This window comes from Bradyrhizobium sp. AZCC 2289, from assembly GCF_036924615.1.
Taxonomy (GTDB): domain Bacteria; phylum Pseudomonadota; class Alphaproteobacteria; order Rhizobiales; family Xanthobacteraceae; genus Bradyrhizobium.
Genome location: NZ_JAZHRY010000001.1, coordinates 2,084,211 through 2,108,846, shown reverse-complemented (window position 1 = coordinate 2,108,846; position 24,636 = coordinate 2,084,211). Strand labels below are relative to the sequence as shown.

The 24,636-nt window shown below is 63.2% G+C and carries 22 protein-coding genes; 10 read left to right on the top strand and 12 right to left on the bottom strand.

The features are described 5' to 3' along the window. The first annotated feature begins 305 nt into the window (after positions 1-305). Positions 306-902: a hypothetical protein gene (locus tag V1289_RS10320; RefSeq protein ID WP_334396844.1), complete on the top strand. Its 597-nt coding sequence runs from the start codon at positions 306-308 to the stop codon at positions 900-902. A gap of 38 nt (positions 903-940) precedes the next feature. Here the strand turns inward: V1289_RS10320 and V1289_RS10315 are convergent, their stop codons facing one another. From V1289_RS10315 to V1289_RS10275, 9 genes are all read right to left on the bottom strand, one after another. Next, positions 941-1,930, bottom strand: coding sequence for a hypothetical protein (locus tag V1289_RS10315; protein ID WP_334396843.1), 990 nt, complete (start codon positions 1,928-1,930; stop codon positions 941-943). Beyond that, positions 1,927-2,718, bottom strand: coding sequence for a creatininase family protein (locus V1289_RS10310; protein ID WP_334396842.1), 792 nt, complete (start codon positions 2,716-2,718; stop codon positions 1,927-1,929). The genes V1289_RS10315 and V1289_RS10310 overlap by 4 nt, the downstream gene beginning before the upstream one ends. 14 nt (positions 2,719-2,732) lie before the next feature. After that, a complete protein-coding gene (locus V1289_RS10305) occupies positions 2,733-3,518 on the bottom strand; it encodes a DNA-binding domain-containing protein (protein ID WP_334396841.1) in 786 nt (261 codons plus the stop codon). After that, positions 3,515-4,417 carry an MNIO family bufferin maturase gene (gene bufB / locus V1289_RS10300; protein WP_334396840.1) on the bottom strand — a complete coding sequence of 301 codons (903 nt, stop codon included), beginning with the start codon at positions 4,415-4,417 and terminating at the stop codon, positions 3,515-3,517. The genes V1289_RS10305 and bufB overlap by 4 nt, the downstream gene beginning before the upstream one ends. A 114-nt stretch (positions 4,418-4,531) precedes the next feature. Further along, positions 4,532-4,789 carry a BufA2 family periplasmic bufferin-type metallophore gene (gene bufA2, locus V1289_RS10295; protein ID WP_334396839.1) on the bottom strand — a complete coding sequence of 86 codons (258 nt, stop codon included), beginning with the start codon at positions 4,787-4,789 and terminating at the stop codon, positions 4,532-4,534. Positions 4,790-4,987: 198 nt separating this feature from the next. Then, entirely contained in the window at positions 4,988-5,251 is a 264-nt protein-coding gene (bufA2, locus tag V1289_RS10290) for a BufA2 family periplasmic bufferin-type metallophore (protein ID WP_334396838.1), read from the bottom strand. Positions 5,252-5,645: 394 nt separating this feature from the next. Next, positions 5,646-7,439 carry a DUF255 domain-containing protein gene (locus V1289_RS10285; protein ID WP_334396837.1) on the bottom strand — a complete coding sequence of 598 codons (1,794 nt, stop codon included), beginning with the start codon at positions 7,437-7,439 and terminating at the stop codon, positions 5,646-5,648. Between the two features lie 108 nt (positions 7,440-7,547). Then, positions 7,548-8,012 (bottom strand): DoxX family protein, encoded by a 465-nt coding sequence (locus V1289_RS10280; RefSeq protein WP_334396836.1) that lies wholly within the window; start codon positions 8,010-8,012, stop codon positions 7,548-7,550. 143 nt (positions 8,013-8,155) lie between these two features. Next, positions 8,156-8,887 (bottom strand): cytochrome c biogenesis CcdA family protein, encoded by a 732-nt coding sequence (locus V1289_RS10275; RefSeq protein ID WP_334396835.1) that lies wholly within the window; start codon positions 8,885-8,887, stop codon positions 8,156-8,158. 195 nt (positions 8,888-9,082) lie between these two features. Here V1289_RS10275 and V1289_RS10270 point away from each other — a divergent pair, with 195 nt between their 5' ends. Beyond that, positions 9,083-11,134, top strand: a complete 2,052-nt coding sequence (locus V1289_RS10270) for an adenylate/guanylate cyclase domain-containing protein (protein WP_334396834.1) — start codon at positions 9,083-9,085, stop codon at positions 11,132-11,134. Positions 11,135-11,171: 37 nt separating this feature from the next. Here the strand turns inward: V1289_RS10270 and V1289_RS10265 are convergent, their stop codons facing one another. Next, a complete protein-coding gene (locus V1289_RS10265) occupies positions 11,172-11,903 on the bottom strand; it encodes a FadR/GntR family transcriptional regulator (RefSeq protein WP_334396833.1) in 732 nt (243 codons plus the stop codon). A gap of 143 nt (positions 11,904-12,046) precedes the next feature. On the opposite strand from V1289_RS10265, the gene V1289_RS10260 reads away from it, so the two are divergent. The 8 genes from V1289_RS10260 (at position 12,047) to V1289_RS10225 (ending at position 21,291) form a co-directional block, all read left to right on the top strand. After that, on the top strand, positions 12,047-13,078 hold the full coding sequence (locus tag V1289_RS10260) for a TRAP transporter substrate-binding protein (RefSeq protein WP_334396832.1): 1,032 nt from the start codon (positions 12,047-12,049) through the stop codon (positions 13,076-13,078). A gap of 11 nt (positions 13,079-13,089) precedes the next feature. Then, entirely contained in the window at positions 13,090-14,943 is a 1,854-nt protein-coding gene (locus tag V1289_RS10255; protein WP_334396831.1) for a TRAP transporter large permease, read from the top strand. A gap of 11 nt (positions 14,944-14,954) precedes the next feature. Further along, a complete protein-coding gene (locus V1289_RS10250; protein ID WP_334396830.1) occupies positions 14,955-15,932 on the top strand; it encodes an NAD(P)-dependent oxidoreductase in 978 nt (325 codons plus the stop codon). A 40-nt stretch (positions 15,933-15,972) separates the two neighbouring features. Further along, entirely contained in the window at positions 15,973-16,482 is a 510-nt protein-coding gene (locus V1289_RS10245; RefSeq protein WP_334396829.1) for a GDSL-type esterase/lipase family protein, read from the top strand. A 191-nt stretch (positions 16,483-16,673) separates the two neighbouring features. Then, complete coding sequence (locus V1289_RS10240) at positions 16,674-17,870, top strand: ABC transporter substrate-binding protein (RefSeq protein ID WP_334396828.1); 1,197 nt, start codon at positions 16,674-16,676, stop codon at positions 17,868-17,870. Between the two features lie 22 nt (positions 17,871-17,892). Further along, on the top strand, positions 17,893-18,750 hold the full coding sequence (locus V1289_RS10235) for a branched-chain amino acid ABC transporter permease (RefSeq protein WP_334396827.1): 858 nt from the start codon (positions 17,893-17,895) through the stop codon (positions 18,748-18,750). Then, on the top strand, positions 18,750-20,549 hold the full coding sequence (locus V1289_RS10230; RefSeq protein WP_334396826.1) for a branched-chain amino acid ABC transporter ATP-binding protein/permease: 1,800 nt from the start codon (positions 18,750-18,752) through the stop codon (positions 20,547-20,549). The genes V1289_RS10235 and V1289_RS10230 overlap by 1 nt, the downstream gene beginning before the upstream one ends. Beyond that, on the top strand, positions 20,530-21,291 hold the full coding sequence (locus V1289_RS10225) for an ABC transporter ATP-binding protein (protein WP_334396825.1): 762 nt from the start codon (positions 20,530-20,532) through the stop codon (positions 21,289-21,291). The genes V1289_RS10230 and V1289_RS10225 overlap by 20 nt, the downstream gene beginning before the upstream one ends. 41 nt (positions 21,292-21,332) lie before the next feature. Here V1289_RS10225 and V1289_RS10220 read toward each other — a convergent pair whose 3' ends face one another. Together V1289_RS10220 and V1289_RS10215 are read right to left on the bottom strand one after the other, a co-directional pair. Next, positions 21,333-23,339 carry a hypothetical protein gene (locus tag V1289_RS10220; protein WP_334396824.1) on the bottom strand — a complete coding sequence of 669 codons (2,007 nt, stop codon included), beginning with the start codon at positions 23,337-23,339 and terminating at the stop codon, positions 21,333-21,335. 39 nt (positions 23,340-23,378) lie between these two features. Further along, complete coding sequence (locus tag V1289_RS10215; RefSeq protein ID WP_334396823.1) at positions 23,379-24,518, bottom strand: phosphatase PAP2 family protein; 1,140 nt, start codon at positions 24,516-24,518, stop codon at positions 23,379-23,381. Between the last annotated feature and the right edge of the window lie 118 nt (positions 24,519-24,636).

Below are 24,636 nucleotides of genomic sequence, written 5' to 3'. Positions count from 1 at the left end.
GCGGCCAAAAGCCAGCGGCGTAGTGGCGTTTGCACCAGCGAAGTCCGTGCTTAGTTAGGCCGTGTACTCATAAAACGAGAGATGTCCGCTTTCGGAGCTAAAGGAGACTCGCGCTGGCCACACCAGAATTTCGCATTTTTGACCCATACCGGAAAGTCGCACCCGCTTCATTCAAAATTGAGCATTCTGCGCGTCTAAGGTTGCCGAAATTCATTTTACAACCTAATCCTGCTTAGGCGGCCCATTAATCGACGGGTGCCGCCGAAAGGGCGATGTCTCCTGCCAGGCACCTTAGGTCCAATCACATGAAGCAAAAGCTTCTTTGGAGCAGCGCTCTAAACCGGATCGTTCTTGCACTCGCTGCAACAATTTCTGTCGCATCGATGAGCCATGCGCAGTCCGGACAACCGAAGCGTGTTGCCGCGATCTTGCCAGATATCGCGATGCTCATTCATGGACCAAGCGGTGAAGATTCATACAAATTGACGAGCACAGGGGATGATACTGTGACGCTCGAGGAGTTTGGTGATCGACGCATGCCTCTTGAGATACGTCAGATTCCAGACAAGAAATGCGTCTTTGTCGCCACAAGCCAAGAGAAGGATGGGTTCGATGTAGTGCAACTGGATCTTTCGAAATTCGACGGGACTTATCAGCTTTGGGAAGCTTGCGGCGGGCCGGCCTCCGCTCCCCCTGAGAATCGGTGCACCTACTCTCTTCATTTCAGTTCGCAGAAGCAGGCGTTTTGCTATTCGCGGTTTCCAAAACTGGACTTTGACTTGAGTAAGATTCCGTTTCCTGACGGTGCCTGCAACGCCTACGCGCTCGGTGCGCGAGAAAAGAAGTTCTATACCAAGTACATCGATGCTTATGAGCGCATTAAGGAGCAATGTGGGGGGTAGCCAAATTCCAGAGCGTTCCCGATTGATGAGTACGCACCCTATTTCGGACGCGCCTCGGTGATGGACCGGCGGATTGCCGCGAGCGGCGCATTGTCGTCGAACGCAAGGCTTTCGCCCTGCATCTTCACTCCAAGATCACGCCAGAGGGCTGCCAGATCGGGTGTCACCGGCTTCGGGCCCATCTCGTCATGCAGGTGCGTCAGCACGTCGACGCCGACGGCCTTGTCGGCGGTGGAAAGAACCCGATCGATCGACCAGTCCTTTTCGTGGTTGCCGCCGGCGGCGAGCACGCCGCGCATCGCGTCCTGCAGGCCGAACTTGTTGCCGGTGCGCTTGCGGATTTCGATATCGGCGAGCAGGCAGAACATCGCGCCGCCCCAATATTTCCGGCCCCAGGTGTCGGTATTGTCGAGTCCCTGATCGCCGGCCTGCGGCAGGCCTTTCGGCATGTCGCGCATCATCGCCTGCCAGATCTCCTGCGCCGTGAGGTCGCCGGCCTGCACCCGCGCGATCGGCTCGACATAGACGGCGAGGCCTTCCGACAGCCAATTGTAGCGATCGTCGAGGTCGGGCAGGGCGGTATGCACCATCTCATGGACGATCACCCAGTCACGCTTGAGATTCTCTTCGGTGGAATCGCGGCCGAGCGGCAGGCGGATGGCGGCGCCGCGATAACCCCAGGTGGTGCCGCCGCGCACCCGCGCTCCATCGACCGGCACGATCAGCAGGCGCAGCGAGCTGACGGGAAACCGGCCGTAATAGGTCGAGACCGCCCTGGCCGACGCCCTGATCCAGTCGAATATTTTTTCCCGGGGCAGCGCGATATCACCGGATGCGAACGCGACGTGGATGGTGCCGCCCGACACCTCCAGATCGGTTTTCGGCAACCGGTCGAAGGCGTCATAAGGCATGCGATCGCCGCGCAAATATTCCGATTGCGCGTCGGCGCGGAATGAGGCCAGGCCGGCCAATGCCGCCGCTGTCATGACGGCCATGACGATCCAGCGGAATCGCCCGGCGTTTTTCATCGCGACACGCTTCGGATCGGGTTCGGTCGCGGCTTTGCGGTTGATGGCTCTGCCATCAACGCGGCGGCTTGCTCGTTGAGATCGTTGAGAATCGCGGCGAGCAGGATTTCGCCCTTGGCCGATGTCGCCAGCGTCGGATCGCCATAGCTGCCGGAGCGGCTGTAATTCGGCGAGTTTTTGTCCGATGGCGTCAGGCGGCCGGGCGCGTCATGTTTCAGGGCGGGGCTGGCCTCGGCGCGCGCCATGTCGACCAGCTGCGGCGCCAGCGCCAGCATCAGCGAGGTCTCGAGTTCATCGGCATGGCTGCCGTGGCCCTGCGCGGCGAGCGCTTCGCCGGCGCGGCGATAGCGCGGGCCTTCGTAAATGCGCAAATGCGTGATTTGGCCGGTGTCGAGACGCGCCAGCGCGCGTTCGACCGGGGCCAGCGTGCTGATCCCGGTATTGAGCACGAACAATTTTTGGCAACCGCTATCGAGGATCCCCGCGGCGATTTCATGCACGACGGCCTCGAAGGTCGATGCGGAAAGGCTGCTGCTGCCGGCATATTCGGTGAAGGCGGGATAGTAGCCGTAGGTCAGCGTCGGCCAGACCAGCGCGTCGATCCGTTCCGCCAGTTTGGCCGCAAACCATTCGGCCTGGATGCGGTCGGTATTGAGCGGCAGATGGAAGCCGTGCTGCTTGGCCGCGGCGCCGATCGGCAGAATGGCCGCGGCGCCCTCAGCGATGCGCCGCGCGACTTCGTCCCACGTCAGGCGCTCGATAAAATTGCGATCGGTGTCGGTGCCCATGCCGGGCCTTTCATTTAGTCGCCGGCGGAAACGCCCGTCAGGCTTCCCGAACTGATCCAGCCGTGCAGATAGCCCGCGCCGCGCGCCGCCGCGCCATCGGGGTCGTCATAGGTCGCGAGCATCTCGCAGAGCACGCCGAAGGGGATTCCGTTGGCGGCCTCGTCCCACATCATCGCCTCTTCGGTGGGGAGTTCGCGAAACATCGGCGTCACGTCCTGGCGCCAGATCAGGAGGCGGGCAGGCTCTTCCAGCAGCTCCGCGCCCGGCGGGGTCTCGTCGTTCTTGAGCGCCATCCAGATCGCCGGCGCATTGCTGTTGAGATCGAGCCTGCGCGCGCTGGGGTGCGGCTGAAAGGTGAGATCGTTCCACACCTCCGGCGCAAAGCCGGCCATGTCGGCCAGCGCCAGCACCGGGCCTTCCGCGGCGTCGAAGGCGTCGTTGAGCGCCTTTTCCAGCGCGGCGAGGTCGGACAGGATCGGATGATCGCAATAGGGCGCGGTCGATTTCAGGAAATCGGGCAGGCCTTGCGAAAACCGGCGCAGGTTCGGATGTTCCGACGGCCTTGCCCTGACATAGGCATGCCCCATCTCGTCGAACGTCTCGTCGCCGAGATAGAGGTGCAGCAATTCGTGGTCGTTGCGCATGGCCTCGACCAGCCGCGAGCCGTAGGCATAGCGATAGACGCCGAACAGCGTTTCGCGTTTCTCCCTGGGGCTATCGAGAATTTCGGCCAGAACCGTATCGTCGCCGGTCAGAATGCCGCGCTGGAATGCGCCCTGCTGCCGCGCAAAATCGCTCATCCCGCCAGCTTGCCCGGCAGCACTTGTTCGGCGATCTCGCGGGTCCGGTTGACCTCCAGCAGCAGTTCGTCGAGCGGCGGGATTTTGTCGTCGCGCTCGATCATGGTGGAGACGCGGCCGAAACGTTTCAACGCTGCGACATAGAGATCCCAGACATCCTCGCATACGGGATGATCGTGGGTGTCGATGATGTGGGTGCCCATGTGGCTGTGGCCGGCCATGTGGAACTGCACCACGCGGTCGGGAGGGATGCCGTTGAGAAAGGCGAGCGGATCGTAGCCATGGTTGAAGGCGCTGACATAGACGTTGTTGACGTCGAACAACAGCCAGCATCCGGAGCGGCGCGACAATTCGGCCAGGAATTCCCATTCCGTCATTTCGGAATTGTTGAACTGGACATAGGTCGAGACGTTCTCGAGCACGATGGCGCGGCCGAGGAAATCCTGCACCAGCTGCACGCGGCTGACGACGTGATCGAGCGCTTCCTCCGTGTAGGGGATCGGCAACAGATCATGCAGATTCTTGCCATGCACGCCGGTCCAGCACAGATGGTCCGAAACCCATTTCGGCTCGACCCGTTTGGCGAGGTCTTTCAGGCCCTGCAGATATTCGAAATTGGGCGGCGCGGTCGAAGCGATCGACAGCGATACGCCGTGCATCACGACGGGATAGCGCTCGCGGATCCGGTCGAGCGTGCGCAGCGGCTGGCCGCCCGGCAGCATGTAGTTTTCGCTGATGATTTCGAACCAGTCGATCGGCGGATTGCCGGAGAGGATTTCGTCGTAATGCTGCGCGCGCAGGCCGAGACCGAAACCGAGGAACGGCGGCTTGGTTGATGTCGTCGGGCGGTCCGCAAGCGCCGCCGCGGAAGTCTCTGGCAATCTGCTTGCGACGTTCATGTCGTCTCCGCTCGAACGGCCAAAACGCGTAAGACTGCAAAACCGTCTTGGCCGTCAAATTATCATGGAAATGAGGCCCGGCATACCGGGCCCCAGTTCCGGATCGCTGTCGAATCAGGCGGGCTCGTACTTGCCCTTGGCGGCGTCGCACTTTTCCTTGGTCATGGCGGAAAAACCCTGACCCTTGCAGGCGTTCAGGCCCTTGCAGGCATGGTTGCCGCCCTTGCAGGCGCTCTGGCCCTTGCAGGCGTTGGCGCCGACGCATTTACCTTCGCCGGCGGCGTAGGCCACGGTCGACATGGTCGCCCCGGCCAGGAACAGCGTGGCTGCAGCGGCGGCGATTGCGGCGCCCGACCTGGAAGTCATCTTCATAAGCATCTCCTCCAAAAGAGAGTGTGACGGTGCAGCGCCCGCAAGCCTTGACAGTTCCCGGCTGGCAGACTGCACCCAGCAATAGCTACGCGCGGGATTAGTCCTGGTTACGCGGCCTGCCAACTTTATTTTTGGCGGTGGCCGCGAAACGACGAGGGCCCGGCACCGCCGAGCCCCCTTCGCCTCAGCCCTGAAAGGTCAGCCCTTGACGTAGGCGCCGCCCTTGGCCTTGCACTGCGCCTCAGACATCATCGAGAATCCGGTTCCCTTGCAGGCGTTCAGGCCCTTGCAGGAATTCGTGCCGCCCTTGCAGGCGCTCTGGCCCTTGCAGGCGTTGCCGGCCATGCACTTGCCTGTCGCGGCATTCGCCGGGGTCGAACTGGTCGACGCGACCGCACCGGCCAGGAACAGCGTGGCGGCGGCGGCGGCGAGCGTGGCACCGGACTTGGAATTCAACTTCATGACGTTCTCCTCGATGATTGTTTGAAGAAAAATGTGACGCCGTGAGCATCCGATGATCGTTCGATCACGAACCGCACAACGAACGGAGGTTTGGACAACAAGCAAATCGCGGAGGCTTCGCGCAGCATCCTCGGGCCACCGCGATTTGAGTGCTCATCCAGAAGCAGCTACGGGGCATCAGTCGATTTGGTTACAGAGTTTCAAAAGAAAATTTTCTTTTTGTGGGTTTGGACATCCCGTCCATGTCTAACACCGCCGCCCCAAGAGTATTTCGTTGCGCGGCAAGGAATGCTATCGGCGAATGCCGGTGGCCAGGAAAGCGTGGTGCTTCAAGCCATTACACCGCGTTTCGGCCCGATCCCGGTTGCGTCGCACAAGGAGCGGGCGCGTTCGATCAGTTCAGCGCCGCGCGCGAAGGTTTCAGCTTCGCCATTTGCTTGACATTGGCCTGAAGCTCCTCGGCACTGAAGGATGGAAACGAGCAGATGCGGTTGCTGCAGGCGAACGCCGCGGGCTCGCCGAGATCGGGATATTCGACATCGGGATTGGGCAGTTTGCCCTCGCGCAGATCCAGCCACTCCAGCCGCTTGTACCGGGCCGGCAGCGCACGCGCCAGGGCGTGCAGGGCCTGCGCGCGAGAATCGTCCTTGTGCCCGACGATCGTCAGATGGGTCGGCTCGACCGCCAGTTCTTCGTCGGCGAGCAACGCGCCGGGCAAAGGGCGTGCCATCTCGTCCGAAGCGCCAGCGAGATAGCGCATCGCATGGGACGCCTGCTCGCGATAGGCTTCATTGCCGTAATAGCGATTGAGTAGGTTCATGAAGCGGGCGACCTGAATTTGGTCGTCCGTCAGCTTGGCCGGCTTTGCGAACACGCCGGTTTTTCCTTCCGAGGTCTTCGAGGTCAGGAAGCCGCCGGCCTCGTCCCGGAATGTGGCGACGAAATCGCCGGCTTTGGCGGCCGAGGCAAGCCAGTCGCGGTTGCCTGTCGCGGCATAGAGATCGAGGAAGGCCTGCCCCATCGCCAGTGTGTCGCCGAGGAAGGGGCCGCCGCGATCTCTTTCGCCGTGGCGGAAGCCGCCGCCGGGCAATGAACGATTATCAATGGCCCATTTTGCCGCCCGTTCGGCCATCGCCAGTATCCTGGGATCGTTGGTGACGTCGTAATAAGCCGCCAGTCCGGAGATCGCCCAGCCATTTTCCCGCGCGTACAAATTGCTGTCGATGCGCGGCATGCCGAGCTTGCGGCGGTCGCCGTCCGATAGCGCGTAATATGTGTGGCCGTCGGTGTCGTGATCGAGATCGGCATCCTGGCTGACATAGAACGCGCCGTCGGAATTTAACAGGAAGGAAGCGAGATTGCGCTCGATGTCGCGGGCGGCGGCGAGATATTTCTGGTCTTTCCACAATGCATAGGCCTGGCTGTATTGCCGCAGATATTGCGCCTGGAACGACATGATCTTTTCGAAATGCGGTTTGCTCCAGGAGCCGGCTTCGGAATACTGGAATACGCCGCCCCATACCGGATCGATCAGCGCGATCGCGGCATCCAGCGTCTGCCGGGCGCGCTTGCTTGCCGTGGCATCGCCGGCCTCGGCGCGAGTGATCGCCAGATCCATGCTGTCGGCGTCGATGTATTTCTGGTTCTCGCCCCAGCCGCCGAGTCTGTCGTCCCAGGATTCGTCGAAATTCTTCGTCAGTTCCGCGCGTTGCTGTTTGGAGAGAAACGCCGACGCGGCCGGCTTGATCTCGAAGGCTTCGCCGACCGATGGACCCGGCGAGGGATCGTCGATGATGGCCTTGAGCAGCGCCTGCATCCGCTCCGGCTCGATGTAGCCCCTGATCTTGGCGATCTCGGTGCCGTCGGGGCCGAACACGATCGTTGCCGGCCAGCCCCAGTCGCCGTAGCGGTTCGACAGGTCAGGATTGGCGTCCTGATCCACGCGAACCGGCAGGTATTTGGAGGCCAGAAGTCCCTGAACTTCGGGGTCCGCGTAGGTGGTCTTTTCCATGACGTGGCACCAGTGGCACCACACCGCCTCGAGATCGAGGATCACGAAGCGCTTTTCGGCCGCAGCACGGGCGAACAGATCGTCGCCCCAGTTGCGCCAGGTCGGCCCCTCTGCTGCCGACAACGGCGATGCCGCAAGTGCGGCAATGGCGACGGTGGCGATGCGGACGAATTTCATGGCGGCTCCCGGAGTTGTTTCGACAGCTACGTGCGCGGAAAAATCCGGGCTCAGACTTTCCGCGATGTCACGGGAACGTGAGGGCTCCGGCCACAATCAGTTGGATTCTCAAGTGGATTCCTGGGGATGCCCGGCCGCATTCACCAGCAGCCGGTCCAGCGACGCGGCGCCGGGGCCGGCGATCGCGAGCCACATGAAGGCGGCGAAATAGGTCATCTCCTCGAAGCCGAGCAGGGTTTCCAGCGAATCGATGTCGCCCCATTTCGCCGACCTGATGGCGACCAGCATGACCACCGCCAGCATCGCGGCGGGAATCCTGGTGAACAGGCCGAGGATCAGCATGACGCCGCCGAAGAACTCGACGCCGGAGACGAAGGGGGTGAGGATTTTCGGGAAGGGAATGTCCCAGCTGACAAAATTCTCGGTGACCTGCGCCAGATTGGTGAGCTTGCCCCAGCCGCTCAGCATGAAGGTGTAGCCGACGATCAGCCGCATCAGCAGCGGGCCGGCCCAGGAGAAATACGACGCGATCCGCGCCGGCAGCCGGATGAGAAGATTGACTATGAAATTCATGCGAATCCCCCTCGAAACGATTGTCGTTAATCGAAGCCGCCGCGGCGGCTTGGCTAAGCAAACGCATAAATGGGCGGCCGCGATGGCGGCAACCTGGTCCTGGCAGGAGTTTCGCTGCGGCTGGCCCGCTTGTTACGGGGGACCTAGCCGAAATTTTGCAGCGCCGGGAATGTCTCCAGCAGCCAGATCGAGACGCTGGAGACGGCGCCGGTCAAAAAGCCGATGCCGGTGATCACCATTAAGATGCCCATGGCGTGCTCGACGCTGCGGAGATGCCGCTTCATCCGCGTGAATAGCGACGAGAACTGTTCGATCATGAACGCCGCCAGCAGGAAAGGAATTCCGAGCCCGGCAGAATAGACCGCGAGCAGGCCCGCGCCCTTGGTCACGGTGGCCTCGGCTGCGGCAACGGAAAGGATCGCCGCCAGTATCGGGCCGATGCAGGGGGTCCAGCCGAACGCGAAAGCCAGCCCCATCACATAAGCGCCCCACAGCCCGACCGGTTTCGGCACGGTCAGCCGGCCTTCGCGCATCAACAGGCCGATCCGCGTCAGCCCGAGGAAATGCAGGCCCATCACGATGATGACGATGCCGGCGACGATCGACAGTTGCGCCGACCAGGCCCGGATCAGGCCGCCGATCAGCGACGCGCTGGCGCCAAGTGCCACGAACACCGTGGAAAAGCCCAGCACGAATATCACGGCCGAGGCCATCACGGCGCGCTTCGAGGTCTGCGCGGTCTCGTCATTGGCGACGTGCTCGATGGTCGCGCCGGTCAGGTAGATCAGATAGGGCGGCACCAGCGGCAGCACGCAGGGCGACAGGAAGCTGACGAGACCGGCGATCAGGGCCGCCGGGATGGAAACATCGTGCATTTCGTGACCTTTGGAAGTGGCCGCCTGACATAGCGCGGTCTTGGCTTGTACGAAACAAACAATCCAGAAGTTTCGTAACCGGCAGGTTCACGGCTGGTCACAGAGCTGTGTCCGAAGGACCCGGATGGCCTCGCCAGCGAAACAAACGCTGCTATGTTCCGTATTGCGGTAGCGAACCCGCGGTTAAGGACCCCCATGCGCATCGGTATCCGCAGCGCCATTTCGGCCCTCGTGCTGACGTCGATCGTCGTCAGCGCCGTCGGCGTGCATTTATTGTGGTGGCGGACGGCGCAGCAGGTCAGCCAGACCCTGGCCGATACCATCAATGACCAGATCGTGTCCGCGGTTGGCGACGAATTGCAGTCGATCACCACGGAGGCGCGGTCGTCGCTGACGGCGGTGCGGACGCTCTTGATCGAAAAAGTGTTCGACTCGCGCGACGCCAAAAAGCGCGAATTCGTGTTCCTTTCGCAGTTGCAATCGCAGCCGACGATTTCGTGGGTCGCCTTCGCATGGCCGGACGGGTCGTTTTTCGCTGGGCACAAGCTCGGCGATTCCGGCCTTGAAATGCTCGAGATCACGATGCCCGATCGCAAGCTGCGGATCGACCAATACGAATTCGCTGGCAACAACGACATCCGGCTCAAGTCCAGGCGGGTCGAAGACACCAAATATTCCGTCACCGATCTGGAATGGTTTCGCGAAGCCATGCAGTCCGGCGACGAACATTGGTCGACGCTGACGACCCATCCGACCAGCGAGCGGCTGGCCGCGGTATTCGCGGCGCCGATCGATATCGATCAGAAGCGGGCCGGGGTGCTGGCCGTTATCATCGAACTGACCCGGGTCTCGAATTTCCTGTCGCAGCTCACGGTCGGAAAATCGGCCGGCGCCTTCCTCCTCGACCGCGACGGCGGCGTGATCGCTTCGCCCGATGCCGACGCAGACGAGCTGAATGCGCTGAAGACCAATCATCCGCTGTTTCCGGTCGCTGTCGACGCGATGCGCCAGTCCGGCAGCGCCTACGACCCCGGCAGCGGCGAGGCGTTTCATTCACAGGTGACGCGGGAGGGGAAGGCCTATCAGGCGGTGCTGACGCCGATTTCCTTCCCGGGCTGGTCGCTGGTGACGGTGGTGCCGGAGTCGGAATTCCTCGGGCCGGTGCAGATGACGATCCGGAAATTGCTGGTCGGCCTTGCGGTGCTGATCGTCTTTGCCGGGCTGTTGTCGGCATGGCTGGCGCAGCGCCTGATCGCCGCCCCGCTGATCAAGGTGATGGGCGAGATCAGGCATGTCGAGCGCTTCGACCTCGACAAGGTCGAGCGCCATCCGTCGCGGCTGACCGAGATCGAAAACCTTTCCGGCGCCATCGGCGACATGGCGCAGGGCCTTGCCGCGTTCAGGAAATACATCCCGGCCGATCTCGTGAAGCGGCTGGTCAGCGACGGCACCGGCGCGCGGCTCGGCGGCGCGGTCAGGCCCATGAGCGTGATGTTCATCGATCTCGCCGGCTTCACCGGCATGTCGGAGCGGCTGGGCGACCGCATCATCCCGCTGCTGTCGCGCTATTTCGATTCCGTGTCGGCGCAAGTTCAAAGTCACGGCGGCACCATCGACAAATTCATCGGCGACGCCGTGATGGCGTTCTGGGGCGCGCCGGCGGCAAATCCCGATCATGCCGTCGATTGCTGCCGCGCCGCGCTGGCCTGTCAGTGCGCGATGGCAGAGGCCGGCCTCGTCGACGACAACGGCCAGCCCGTCAGGATCAGAATCGGCGTCAATTCCGGCGACATGCTGGTCGGCAATATCGGATCGGAAGTGCGGCTGAACTACACCGTGATCGGCGATGCCGTGAATATCGCCAGCCGCCTGGAAAGCACCAACAAGGTCTACGGGTCGACGATCATCATCGGCCCCGAAACGCGTCGCCTGGCCGGCGACCGCATCGTGGTCCGCGAACTCGACCGGCTCGCGGTCTATGGGCGCGCCGGCGGCCTGCAGATCTACGAACTATTGGGAATGTCCGATGAGTTCACCGGCGCACAGGACTGGGTGAAATCTTATGAAGCCGGGCTGACGGCATGGCGTGCGCGGGATTTCGCGGCCGCGATCGGCGCGTTCGAGAAAGTGATGGATATCCGCAAGGACGATACGGCGTCGTCGGTGATGATCGAGCGCTGCAAGCAGCAGCTGCAAAATCCGACCAGCGACGATTGGGATGGCACGACCATCGCGCGAACGAAGTAGAGGTTGCGAGGGCGGAGGATTCTGGTGCCGACGTGCCTCAGCCCTTCGGTCGCACGGCAAACTCGCGTCCGCGAATCCTGACCAGATCATCGGCGGAATTTTTCAGGAGGACATTGGTCGCCGCGCGCGCGCCTTCGGCATTCCCGGTCGCAATCGCTTCCAGCACGGCGTGGTGCTCGACCAGCGCCCGTGTGCGGTGCGAGCCGCGGGCGGCGATGGTAAAACTCTGACGCAGGGTGATGTCGAACATCTGCGCGATCGGCCAGAAGAACTCGTTGCCCGTTGCAAAGTAGATCGCCTGATGGAAGATAATGTCGGCGGCCACGAATTGCTCGTCGAGCTTCGCCGCCGCCATCCCCTCGTAGCCGGTGCGGATCAGCGCGATGTCTTCTTCGCCGGCGCGGCTCGCCGCCAGCGCCGCGGCTGCCGGTTCGACCGCGCAGCGCAGCTGAAACAGTTTGGCGAGGTAATCGTCCATATCTGCGGTTTCGAGGCGCCAGCGCAGCACGTCGGGATCGAGCTGATTCCATTTCTGGGGCGGGCGAACCCGCGTTCCGCTCTTGGGGCGCGATTCAACCAGGCCCTTGCCGGTCAAGGTCCGGATCACTTCGCGCACCACCGTCCGGCTGACATCCATCATTTCGCAAATCTGCATTTCGGACGGCAGGGTTTCGCCGGCGCCGACGTCGCCACGCACAATGCTGATCCCGACCCGGTCCGCGACCTGGCTGTGAACGTTGCGGATCAACGCGTTGGAGCTTTGAAACATCGGAAAGCCTTTTGGAACGTGCGCCGGGGGCAGCCGCTCTTGCAAACGTCATTCGTTTAGTCATACAATATGATTAAAGCAGTGCCAAGCTCCGCCGCGACTAGACGGCGGGCGAAAGAAAATCCGTTCCCGGGAGGAGCATCATGAGGTCGAAGCCGCTCAGCCGTCGCGTCATTCTGCAATCTTCGATCGCCGCGACCGCCTGGATCGCCGCCGCGCCCGCCCTCACCGGGCAGGCCCAGGCCGCCACGCTCAAACTCAAATGCTCGTCGTCGCTGCCGAACGATCCCAAATATGCCAACGGCCGCGTCTACTACGACAATCTGGTCAAGAACCTGAAGGCGAACGGGCTTTCCGAGCAGATCGACGTCACCTTCTTTCCCGACAATCAGCTCGGCCAGGAAATCGACGTCATCAATTCGGTCAAGCTCGGCGTGATCGACCTGATGGTGTCGGGTTCGTCGATCTCGGCCAATCTGGTGCCGCTGGTCGGCACCTTCGACCTCGGCTATCTCTTCACCAGTTTTCTGCAGCAGACCAAGGCGTTCGATGCCGGCGCCGCCAAGCCGATCGAGGATGCGCTCCTGAAGGGCGCCAACATCCGGATCATCGCCTGGGCCTATAATTTCGGCGCGCGCAGCGTACTGGCGAAGAAGCCGGTGAAGACGCCGGAGGATCTTGCCGGCCTCAAGATCCGGACGCTGCCCAATCCGATCATCACCGAATGTCTCCGGCTGATGGGCGCCGCCGCCACGCCGCTGGCGTTCGGCGAAATCTACACGGCGCTGCAGGCCGGCGTGCTCGACGGGCTGGAACATGATCCGCCGACGATCCTCGCCAGCAAGTTCTACGAAACCTCGAAACATTATGCGCTGACCCAGCATATCTTTTCGCCGCTGGCGATCTATTTCAGCGACGCCACCTTCAACCGCATGGACCCGAAGCTGCGCGAGGGATTCCTCGACGCCGCGAAAAAGGCCGCCGCCGACAGCCGCACCCACGGTCTTGCGGTCGAGAAGGAGGCGCTGGCCGCGCTTACCGAGAAGGGCGTCACCGTCGTCGAATGCGACAAGGAAGCCTTCCGCAAGCGCGTGCTGCCGCAAACCGACAATTTCATCAAGGCCCGCCCCGAGGCGAAACCCGTCGTCGACATGATACGCGCGACGCAGGCTTGAGGCGCGTGGCCATGTCAATCGCCGCGGCGTCGCCAAGCGGCGGCCACCGGATCTCGGCTACGCTGCTCTCGGTGAGCGACGCGGTCGCCGCGATTTTGCTCGCCGCCGATCTCCTGGTCGTCTGCGTGTCGGTGCTGCTGCGCTTCCTGTTCAATGCGCCGGTCGAGTGGGCCGACGACGTCGCCCGCGGGCTTATGGTCGGATCGAGCTTCTTCGGCGCCGCCAGCGCGCTGGCGCGCAGCGAAAATCTCGGCGTGGCGTTTTTCATCGACCGGCTGCCCGCCGGCATCCGGCGCCTGGTCGATGCCATCGGCGCGCTGCTGGTCACGGTCATCGCCTTCTATGTCGCGTTCAACGCCATCAAGATGGGCTGGCTGACCACCGGACAAACCTCCGGCTCCGGCCTGCCGCTGGAACTGACGTTCTATCCAATGGGCGTCGGCGCGCTGTTCATGACGGTGTTCGCGGCCGAGGCTTTTTGCGCCCGCCACCTCCGCGACATGGTCGCGGGAGCGCTGGCAACCGCGCTGATCGCCGGACTTTATCTCGCCTGGGATTTCCTGTCGCCGGATTCGGTGCCGTCATCAGGGACGCTGATGCTGGTCGGCTTCTTCATCACGCTGTTTGGCGGATTGCCGATCGGATTCGCGCTGGCGCTGGCGGCGCTGATCTTCATCTGGGTCGAGGGCACGCTGCCCGGCGTCATCTTCGCGCAGCAGATGGCGCGCGGCATCGACAATTTCGTGCTGCTCGCGATCCCCTTCTTCATCCTCGTCGGCTATCTCATGGAAGCCAACGGCATGTCGGTTCGCCTGATCGAACTGCTGCAGCGTGCGGTGGGCCGCATGCGCGGCGGCCTCAACGTCGTCATGGTGACGTCGATGGTGCTGTTCTCGGGCATCTCGGGATCGAAGATGGCCGATGTCGCCGCCGTCGGCTCGGTGCTGATTCCGGCGGCGCGCCGCTCCCGGCAGAATCCCGGCGGCGCGGTGGCGCTACTGGCGGCGTCTGCCGTGATGGCCGAAACCATTCCGCCCTGCATCAACCTGATCATCCTCGGCTTCGTCGCCAATCTGTCGATCGGCGGATTGTTCATGGCAGGGCTGCTGCCGGCCGGGCTGATGGCCCTGGCCCTGATCGCGGTGTCGATCATCTTTGGCAAGCGCGCGCCGCCGGCCGAGGCTGACAAGCCGCAAATTCCGATGTCCGACCTGTGGAGCGGCGCCATCGCCTCGTTCGGCCTGATCTTCATGATCTTTGCCGGCTTCAAGAGCGGCTTTGCCACCGCCACTGAAATCTCCGCCTTCGCCGCGGTCTATGCCATCGTGATCGGCAGCATCGTGTTCCGCGAACTCAGCTTCAAGACCGCGACCCACAGCTTCATCCAGTCGGCGACGCGCTCGGGACTGGTGCTGTTCATCGTCGCCGCCGCGCAATCGCTGGCGTTCATCCTGACGCTGCAGCAGGTGCCGCATGCGGTGGGCGAGTTGACGCTGTCGATATCGGGAACGCACGGCGTCTGGCTGTTCATGCTGCTGTCGATCGCGGTGCTGATCGTGATGGGCTCGGTGCTCGAAGGCGCCGCGGCGCTGATCATCTTCGGGCCGCTGTTGCTGCCGGTCGCGGTCAAACTGGGCATCGATCCCCTGCATTTCGGCGTCGTGCTGGTGATCGCGATGGGGCTCGGCCTGTTTGCGCCGCCGCTGGGCCTCGGGCTCTACGGCGCCTGCCTGATCGGCAATGTGCCGATCGAACAAACGATCAAGCCGATCATGGGTTATCTGGGATTGCTGCTGCTGTGCCTGCTGGTGATCGCCTTCGTGCCGGCGCTCTCGACCGCATTGCCGCGCGCCCTCGGCTATTAGGAGATACCGTATTGAAAGTGCTGTTGGCCCACACCCCGCAGATGCGGCGCCAATATTACGGCGAGCGCAGCCTCGGCGGTTTGCGCGCGGTGGCCGACGTCAAATTGCACGAGGGTGACGACGCGCTCGATGCCGCGCACCTGATCGACGCTGCGCAAGATGTCGATATCATCGTCGCCGACCGCCTGACGGAAGGGCAGGGTGACATCTTTGCAAAGCTTCCAAAGCTGCGCGCCATGGTCCGCTGCGCGGTCGATATTCGCAATATCGACGTCGCGGCGGCGTCTGCGGCCGGCGTGCTGGTCACGCGCGCCGGGCCGGGCTTCATTCAATCGGTGACGGAACTCGCGCTCGGCTTCATGGTCGACCTGTCGCGCGGCGTTTCACGGGCGACTGCGGACTACCACGCAGGCCGAAAGCCGGAAGTCGTCATGGGCCGGCAGCTCGCCGGCAGCCGCCTCGGCATCATCGGTTACGGCAGCATCGGCCGCTATCTTGCCGGGATTGCAAAGGCGCTGGGGATGCGGGTGCTGGTCGCCGATCCCTTTGCGGCCGTGGACGACGCCAGCATCGAGCATCTGCCGCTCGACGATCTGCTTGCACGTTCCGACTACGTCGTCTGCCTCGCCGTCGCCAACGAGCAAACCGAGAATCTGATCGGCGCGGCGGCGCTGGCGCGGATGCAGCGCCACGCCTTCTTCATCAATCTGTCGCGCGGCAATCTGGTCGACGAGGCGGCGCTGGCCGCCGCATTGCGCGAGAACCGCATCGCCGGTGCTGCGATGGATGTCGGCCGCGCGCTGGATCAGATGCCGACGCCGGAGCTTGCAAGACTTCCAAACGTCATCGCGACCCCGCATATTGGCGGACTGACGCCGCCCGCAATCGAAAGCCAGTCGCTGGAAACGGTTCGGCAGGTCGGCACGATTATCAAGGGCGAGGTTCCCGTTGGTGCCGTCAACGCTGTTCATTGGACGCGCCGTCCATGAGCGGTCACCCAACTCCAGGTCAACTCCAGGGGAGAGAACAATGAAATCGCGCGTGCTTCGGCTTGGGACTTTTGTGTGCCTCGCATTGTTCGCCAGCTTACATTTCGGCGTTGCATCGGCCGGCGCCGCGACGGTCGTGGCCCTCGGTGCGAGCAATACCTACGGCAAGGGCGTGGCGCGCAATCAGGCCTATCCCGCACAGCTCGAAGCGATCTTGCGGGCGAAGGGGTTGAACGTCCATGTCGTGAACGCCGGCATCAACGGCGACACCACGGCAGGGATGTTGGGACGTCTGGACCGGGTGGTCCCGAACGGCACCAGCGTCGTTATCCTGCAGCCGGGCGGCAACGATGGACGCAAGCACAGCGCGGATCGCACGGCCGAGATTCAGAGCCGGCTGAGCGCCCGGGGCATTCCTGTCATCATGATGGCCAACAACATGCTGAAGGGCTTGCCGCATCAGCCCGACGGCCAGCATTTGACGCCGGAGGGCTATCACATGGTGGCCGAGCATCTGGCGTCTCAGGTGGCGGCCTCGATCGGCCGCTAGGAACCGGGCTCATGTAGCAAGCATCGCGGTAATGTCGCGTCATCCGGTCATAAACGCTGGACAAGCTGTCTGCGTCAGGCTCAAATTTGACGCGCGAAATTCAACCGCGGCCGTGAGCCGCGGAGCACGAGCGAAACGGACGCCCGCAGCCAACGATGGGTGCCGAATAAGGAAACCAAAGGGAGCATCACATGGCCATTTCACGTCGTGACGTCATATTGGGCAGCGCGGGCGCACTCGGCGCTGCAACATTTTCATTTCCAAAACCCGCCATTGCCCAGACGGAACCGATCAAGATCGGTTGCCTGGCCGCAATGACCGGGCCGAGTTCGGCGCCGACCATCGGTTTCAACCGCGGCGTCTACTTTGCAGCCGACGCGATCAATGCCGCAGGCGGCGTCAAGGGCCGCAAGCTCGAGATCGTCATGCGCGACACCCAGGGCGATCCGACCAAGGCGGTGAATGCCACGCAGGAATTGATCAGCCAGGCCAAGGTCCACGGCATCTGGGGGCCGCTCAATTCGGGCGAGGCGCTGGCCACCACGCCGATCATGGCGCGCGCCAAGATACCGAACATCCACCCTTGCGTCGTCGAAACGCTGATCGACACCACGAAATTCCCGAACGCCTTCCGCATGGCGCCGTCGAACAGCCAATGGGACGACGCCGTCCGTAACTACTGCCTCAATATCCTCAAGTTGAAGAAGATCGCCGTAATCGGCGACACCACGGGCTATGGCGTGACCGCCGTCGGCGCGTCGGTGGCGGCGTTCAAGAAGGATGGCGCCGAAATCGTTTATCAGGCCAATATCGATGCAACGCAGCCAGACATGACGCCCGACTTGCTCCGAGCGAAAAACGCCGGCGCCGAAGTCATCGTGGTGTGGAGCGTCACGACCGGCATGGAAGCGCGCATGTTCAATACCCGCGCCGCGATGAACTGGGATGTCGCGTTCGTCGGCCATCCCTCGCTATCATCGGGCGAGATCGCGGGCCTGGTCGAGAAGCCCGCCAATTGGGAAAAGGTCTACGCCATCGGCTACAAGAGCGTCAGCTATGACGGCGCCGGCAAGCTGCCCGCCAAGACCCAGGATCTGGTCGATCGTCTGACCAAGGCGAAGGTGGCGATGAACGACACGCTGCTGTGGTGGATCGCGGGCGGCATCGACGCCGTCGAGTTGTTCGCCAAGGCGGTCGAGACCAGCGGATCGACCGAGGGCCCCGGCATCATCGCGTATCTGAACTCGCTGTCGAAATACCCGGGCTATTTCGGCGACTACACCTTCAACCCGACCCAGCACAACGGCTATCCGACCGACGAGATCGTGATGTCGCAGGCGAGCACCGCCAGGAACGGCACCTTCGCACTGGCGCCGGGATACACGTAAGCGGCCGGAGAGGGCGCAGCCAATGCTCGCCTCCATCCTCGCATCGGGTCTTGCGGCGGGCGCGATCTACGCGCTCGTCGGCGTCACCTACAACACCATGTTCTCGACCTCGCGGGTGATGAGCTTTACCGCGGGCCAACTCGCCATGCTCGGCGGCGTGTTCGGCTCGATGTTCACGCTGAAGCTCGGCCTGCCGATCATCCCAGGTCTTTTCCTGACGCTGCTGGGGTGCGCGACCATCGGCATCATCACCGAATTCGTCGCGGTACGGCCGGTGCTCAAAAATCTCGACCAGCACCTCTACGTACTCTCGACATTGGCGCTGGCGCTGATGATCCAGCAGGTCGCGGCGATCAAATGGGGCACTGAGCCGCAGCCGTTTCCGCGCCTGATCGGGCTCGGCAGCGGGGTCTTTGACGAAAAATTCTGGCTGCCGGTGGTGGCCTGCGCGATCACGATTCTCGGCCTCGAATATCTCTATCGCGGCACGCTCGTCGGCCGCGCCTTCGTGGCGATCGCGGAGGATAATTTCGCGGCGCGCGCGCTCGGTCTGCCCGAGCGTAATCTGCGCGTCGCCAGTTATGCGCTTGCCGGGGTCGTCGGCGGCATCGCCGGATTTTCCGGCGGCGAATTGCTGCTGGCGTTCTTCGCCAATGGCGCGCTCTTGAATTTCTACGGTTTTGTGCCGGTGGCGCTTGGCGGACTGGGCAACAACCGCGGCGCCGTCGTCGGCGGGCTGGCGCTCGGCCTGTTTCAGCAGGCGGCGAACTTCCTCGTCGGCGGCATCTTCTCATCCGTCGCCGTGTTCACGCTGTTCATCGTGGTTCTGCTGGCGGCGCCGCAAGGCCTGTTCGGCGCGTCGACGGCGCGGAGGGTGTGATGACGGCCGTCACCGCAACCCCGGCCCGTCACGAGACCGCGACGATCCGCGCGGCATTGCCGCAGCTGGCGCCGTTCCTCGGCATTCTGGCGCTGGCGGTGATCCTGCCTTTCATCAGCAACGACTATTGGGCGCTGATCGGCACCCGCGCGGCGATCTATTGGGTGCTGGTGTCCGGCCTCAATCTGGTCGTCGGCTTCGCCGGTCATCTGGCGATCGGCTATGTCGCGCTGCTGACGCTCGGCGCCTATACCACCAGCGTGCTGGTCGCCGGCAATGTGCTGCCGCCGGTACCGGTCTTTGCCGCGTTGCCGGTCGCGGCCATCGTCGGCGCGGTGTTCGGCGTCATCGTCGGTCTGCCGGCGCTGCGCTTGCGAACCTTCTATTTCGCAATGTCGACGCTCGGCTTCGCCACCATCGTTACCCAGATCGCATTGGCCTGGCAGAGCGTCACCGGCGGCGGCATCGGTATATCAGGACCGGAATTTCCCCCGCCGTTCAATACCGCGTGGGGATTTTACTTTCTCTGCACCGGCTTTGCCGCGTTCACCACCTGGATGAGCGCCAACATCGCGCGCAGCCGGTTCGGCCGCGCTTTGATCGCGGTACGCGATGCGGAAGTGGCGGCGGAGGCCACCGGCATTTCGAAACCGAAAATGCTGATCGCGATCTTTCTGTTCGCCGGCGCGCTGGCGGCGATCGCGGGCGGATTGTTTGCGAGCCTGCAAACCTACATCACGCCGGACGCCTTCACCTTCGACCTGTCGGTGCTGTTCTTCATCGCGATCCTGATCGGCGGCCGCGGCTCGATCCTGGGGCCGATGCTCGGCACCATCATCCTGACCATTCTGCCGGAGATCGCCGCACCGCTGGCGGCGTGGTCGACATTTCTCTACGCGGTGTTGCTGCTGGTAATCGTGCTGGTGATGCCGGGCGGCATCGCGGCACTGCTCGATTTCCGTAACCGGCGCCCGCTCGCCAGCAACCGCGCGATTCTGCCGCGTCCCGCCGCGCTGGCCGATATCGTGCGCCAGCGCGCGGGCGGCAGCGCGCTCGCCTTGCGCGACATTTCGCTCAGCTTCGGCAATGTGCGGGCCATCGACGGCCTCGATCTCGATGTCGCACCCGGCCAGATCCACGGCCTGATCGGTCCCAATGGCAGCGGCAAGACCACCACGCTCAACGTGATCTCGGGCTATTACGCCGCCAAGGCCGGCACCATGGCCCTGGGCGATGCAGCGCTGCCGCCGGGCATGCCGGCGCTGCGGGCCGCGCGCGGCATTGCGCGCACCTTCCAGACCCCGCGCGTGATCGGCGAAGCGTCGGTGCTGCAGAACGTGATGATCGGCGGCACCATCGAGGGCAGGGCGACCTTTGTCGAGGCGATGCTGTCGCTGCCTCGAAACCGGCAGGACGAGCGCATGCTCGCTGCCAAGGCGCGGGCGCTGCTGGGTGTCGTCGGACTCGAGCCGCTGGCCGAGGTCCGCGCCGACCGCTTGCAGCACAGCGAGCTGCGCTTCATCGAGATCGCGCGTGCGCTGATGCTCGATCCGGATTTCCTGCTGCTCGATGAGCCCGCCGCCGGTCTTTCCAGCGACGAGATCGAGCGGCTGGCCGGGTTGATCAAGGCGATCAGCGGGCGCGGCACCGGCGTGCTGCTGGTGGAACACCACGCCGACCTGATCTTCGACATCTGCCACCAGGTCACCGTGCTCAATCTCGGGCGTACGCTGGCGGCGGGAACGCCGGCCGAGATTCGCGTTCACAAGGAGGTCGTCAGTGCTTACCTCGGCGGCTGAACCTCTGCTCGCCGTGACCGCGCTGGAATCCGGCTACGGCAAGATCCGCGTGCTGCACGGAATCGATTTCTATGTCGCCGCCGGCGAGGTGGTGGCGCTGCTGGGCCCGAACGGCGCCGGCAAGACCACCATGCTGCGCGCGCTGTCGGGATTGCTGCCGGTCAATTCGGGTCAGGTGCGCTTCGACGGCCGTGACATGACCAACGCCACGCCTCGCGACGCGGCGCGCGCCGGTCTCGTGCACGTGATCGAGGGCCATCGCGTGTTCACGCAGATTTCCGTCACCGACAATCTGTTGCTGGCCGGCTATGATTTGCCACGCAGCGAGCGCGCGGCGCGGGTCGAGGAAGCCTTGGCGTTCTTTCCCGAAATCGCCGAGAAACGTTACGAGCGCGGCGGCGCGCTGAGCGGCGGGCAACAGCAGATGCTGACGGTGGCACAGGGCCTGGTGCGCCGTCCGCGGCTGTTGATGCTCGACGAACCCTCCGCCGGGCTGTCGCCGGTGCTGGTCGACCGCGTGCTCAACGTCATCGGCCAGTTGCGCCGGCAGGGCACCGCGGTGCTGCTGGTCGAACAGCTCCTGGAAAAAGCACTCGCCGCCGCCGACCGCGTCTACGCGCTGGTGCAGGGCAATATTGTGCTGCAGGCGCCGACCAGCGAGAGCAATCTGCCGCAGCGGCTTGAGCATGCCTATTTCGGGCACGAAAGCCACGCATTGGATGGCCGGCCGGCCGCGCCCTGAGCGCAAGCGCGCCTTGACGATTACCGGAACGCGCTCGTGCGTTACGGCGGATCAACATCGCCGCCACCCCGTTTGCCAATTTCCGGGGGTGAGGTCGGTACATCGTGCGCTGGCGGGATCGGCGGATTGGCAACGCGTCGCGCCAGTTGCGGTGCCGCGACACTGGTACCTGTCAGACGAAATACCCCGCCGCTCCTGTTGGCTCCGGCACGTATGCCGCCGAGAGCGTAGGACTCGTCGCAGGGCAGCACGAAGTCCGGACCGGCGCGGGGACCACTGCGCGCGGGGCCGGCCGATGAATAAGACGACTTGCGTCCGTTCGAAAGGATGTAGCCACCGGCAACGTGCACGCTAGGAACGCTGGCGGTGGCAATCCCGTTAAGGGTGCCATTGCGACGGATGAGCGATCCGGCCTTGTCGAACTCTCCATCGTTTCGCGTGCAACCGGCCGCGGCCGATCGGGTTCGTTCCCACTCCGGGTCGACAAAATAGGAGCGCCTGGCGCCGGAGCGCACGTCCATGTTCGGGTCGCTGCGGGCCACATAGGCATGGACCTCGGCGTTCACGCCAACGCCATCAACCTGGATCGTCCAATCCCCGTGCTCGGGGACGAACCCGCCCGCCGCTATGGTGGGCTCGACGGCAAGCAGCCACACGGTGTTGTTACCCCATGGGAGCGGGGCGTACGCTCCGGTGAAGGACGGAACGGGGATGCCGGTGGGTGGTGGAATGGGACCGGTGGTAGATGTGGAAGTGAGGCCGCTGGGCGATTTAAGCGTGACGACAACACCGCTCGCATTGTTCTTTTTCGTCCAAACCTCGGCAAAGCAGAGTACGGAATTGTCGGGGGGAATACGCCACGTCCACTCGACATGGTCAGGCTCTGTCATAGTGTTCCTTGTGAAAGCGATATGGCCCTCGCTTAGATAGGCGTTGCCGGCAGCCAGACAGATCTCAAGCTTGAGCTTTCCCGCCGAGCCGTCGAACATCGTGACAAGGTCCGTCAGCGCGCTCTCCAGTTCCGCCGTGCCGTCGTGCGGTCCGGTCGTCGGCCCATAGCTGACGTTGATCACCACGTTCTTTGTTTTGCTCGGATCGACGAATGACAGGATGTAGTAGATGGCGTCCACGACATACGCCTTGAGCCATACGCCTGTCGCGTCACGGATGCAGTCCTCCGAGAATTGCACGAACACCACGTCGGCGCCGGCGGCAGGATCGGCGCCTGGCTGCCAGCTTGGTGGGTCGCGGCGGCCGATGCGCGCCGAGATCGGGACGCGTCCTGCGATCGCGTCCATCACATGCGCGCCGTGCGACCGCTGGCGCATGAGGGTCTTGAATCCGGCCTCGGCGTAACAGCCATCCTCGTCGACGCTGCCCGCGCTCGTCGAATGCAAATTGATCCACTCGTTGAGCCCGATCTTTCGCGAACCCGTGCCCGGCGGCTGTGAATCGCGCAGGAACTCGAGGCCATAGTGGAAGTCTGGCAGGATCTCGCCGAACTCGGAATTACTGTCGACTGGGATCGGCGTCCTGCCCAGGTTCTGGTCCCAGATGCCCCGCACTCGCGTGCCCGCCGCCGCGCCCGAGATAAACTTAACAAAATGGGCGGCGGCGAACGGGCAGCCGTCGTCGACCACGCCGATCAAGAGGTCTGTGGGCGGGTCAATGCTCGCCGTACGATCGCGCAGAATAGCCCTGCTGATCAACTTTTCGGCGGTCGGCTTTACCGGGAGTGACAATTCGACCCGGGAAACATGGTTGTTCCAGCTGCCAAATGTCGGCGGCCCGACCGCCGCCTTGGAGGCCCGCATCGTGGCATATCGGGAGTTCGGATCGGCCGGACCGAACTCGATACCTGGTTTGTGTTCATGTTTGTCGTCATCCATCTCTCTCGCGAACTCTGTTGCTTGCTTGGCGTCCTTGAACTCCACGAGCAGGAACAGCTTGAAATTCTTGTCATCGAAAAGTTCGAAATACTTGAAGTTCGTAGCGATCGCGTACCGGAGGTACGGGTCAAAACAACTCGGCAATTCCGCTTCAGCCATGGAACGTTCTCCACTTCGGATTGCAGAACGAGGCTTCGCCTAGAGGAATCTACCCGACCATTCCGCCTTGGCCGCGTTCCATAATTGATGCAGCAGGAGGGACTGTGTGATTGGCCCTCCCACGGATTCGGAATAGAAGTCGCCCGCGGAGAGTTGCTGGTCGGGGCTGAACGGATTGAAATCCCTGTGGGGGTGGTTGTCGCCGTAGCCGGCGTTGAATGTGCGGCTCTTCGATGCCGTGCTCCCCAGACAACGCCCGACAAAATACTCGCCCAGAGCCACGCCCAGCATGCGTCCTGCAATGCTGTCGACCGGGAAGTGGACACCCGCGACGACCCGGTTGGTCGCGATGCGTGCCGCCTGACGCTCGAGTTGCTCGATCACCGTCGCGTGCTTTGGTGGAGGTGCAGTCGGAGTGGGATCGAGGTTCAGCAGCGCTTTCAGCACGTGCGCAACCGCGTAGGCCTGCGTTGCGTGTCCCATCGGGAAGGTTCCGTGCCCCGGTGTCGTGATCATCGGCTGTACCTGGGCGTTGTATTCGACCGGACGATAGCACCCCAGCGCGTGCTTGAAGCGCATTTCCACGTACACGCAGAACTGCAGCGCGATGTTGATGAGTTCGAAGGTGCGTCTGGTCCGCTCGGGGTGCAGGTACACGATCGACGACCAGAAAGCGTATTGGGGATCGATCTGCGCCAGGATTTCCGTTGCACGTTCGTTACGCAGTTCGGCCCAGTTGAGGACTATCGGGATCTGTTTCTCGAATGTCGCTTGTGCCGGACGTTGGATTTCCGCAATCACATATGTGGGCGATAGGACCTTGAATGCGTTGGTGCCCGACGCCTGAAGGGTGATGCCTTGCAGCATCTCGCCGACCGCCGTGTAGGCGCGAACCCAGGCGTCCCACCGTTCCATTTGCACGGGGTCATCGATACCCGGCAACGCCGGCTCGTAGTAATGGGGCGGTGTCTCGGGAACGACCGTGATCCCTTCGCGCTCAAGGATAAGCGCGTCCACCATGATTGGATTGGCATAGACATCGCCCAGTGTGCCGAGTATGGCGCCGCCAGCCCCCCCGGCCCCACCTGCACCACCGGCCCCACCTGCTCCGCCAGCCCCACCTGCTCCGCCAGCCCCCCCGGCACCACCCGCACCTCCCGCTCCGCCCAGTTGGCTCATTTTGGCCTCCCTGTGAGTAGTCCTGTGAGTAGTTAGGTCAGCTTTCCGACGGCACTCCTGTCATTGCGCTGCAATTTGCCCGGTTCTGCTCATTTCAAATGTGCATTTTTTCACACAA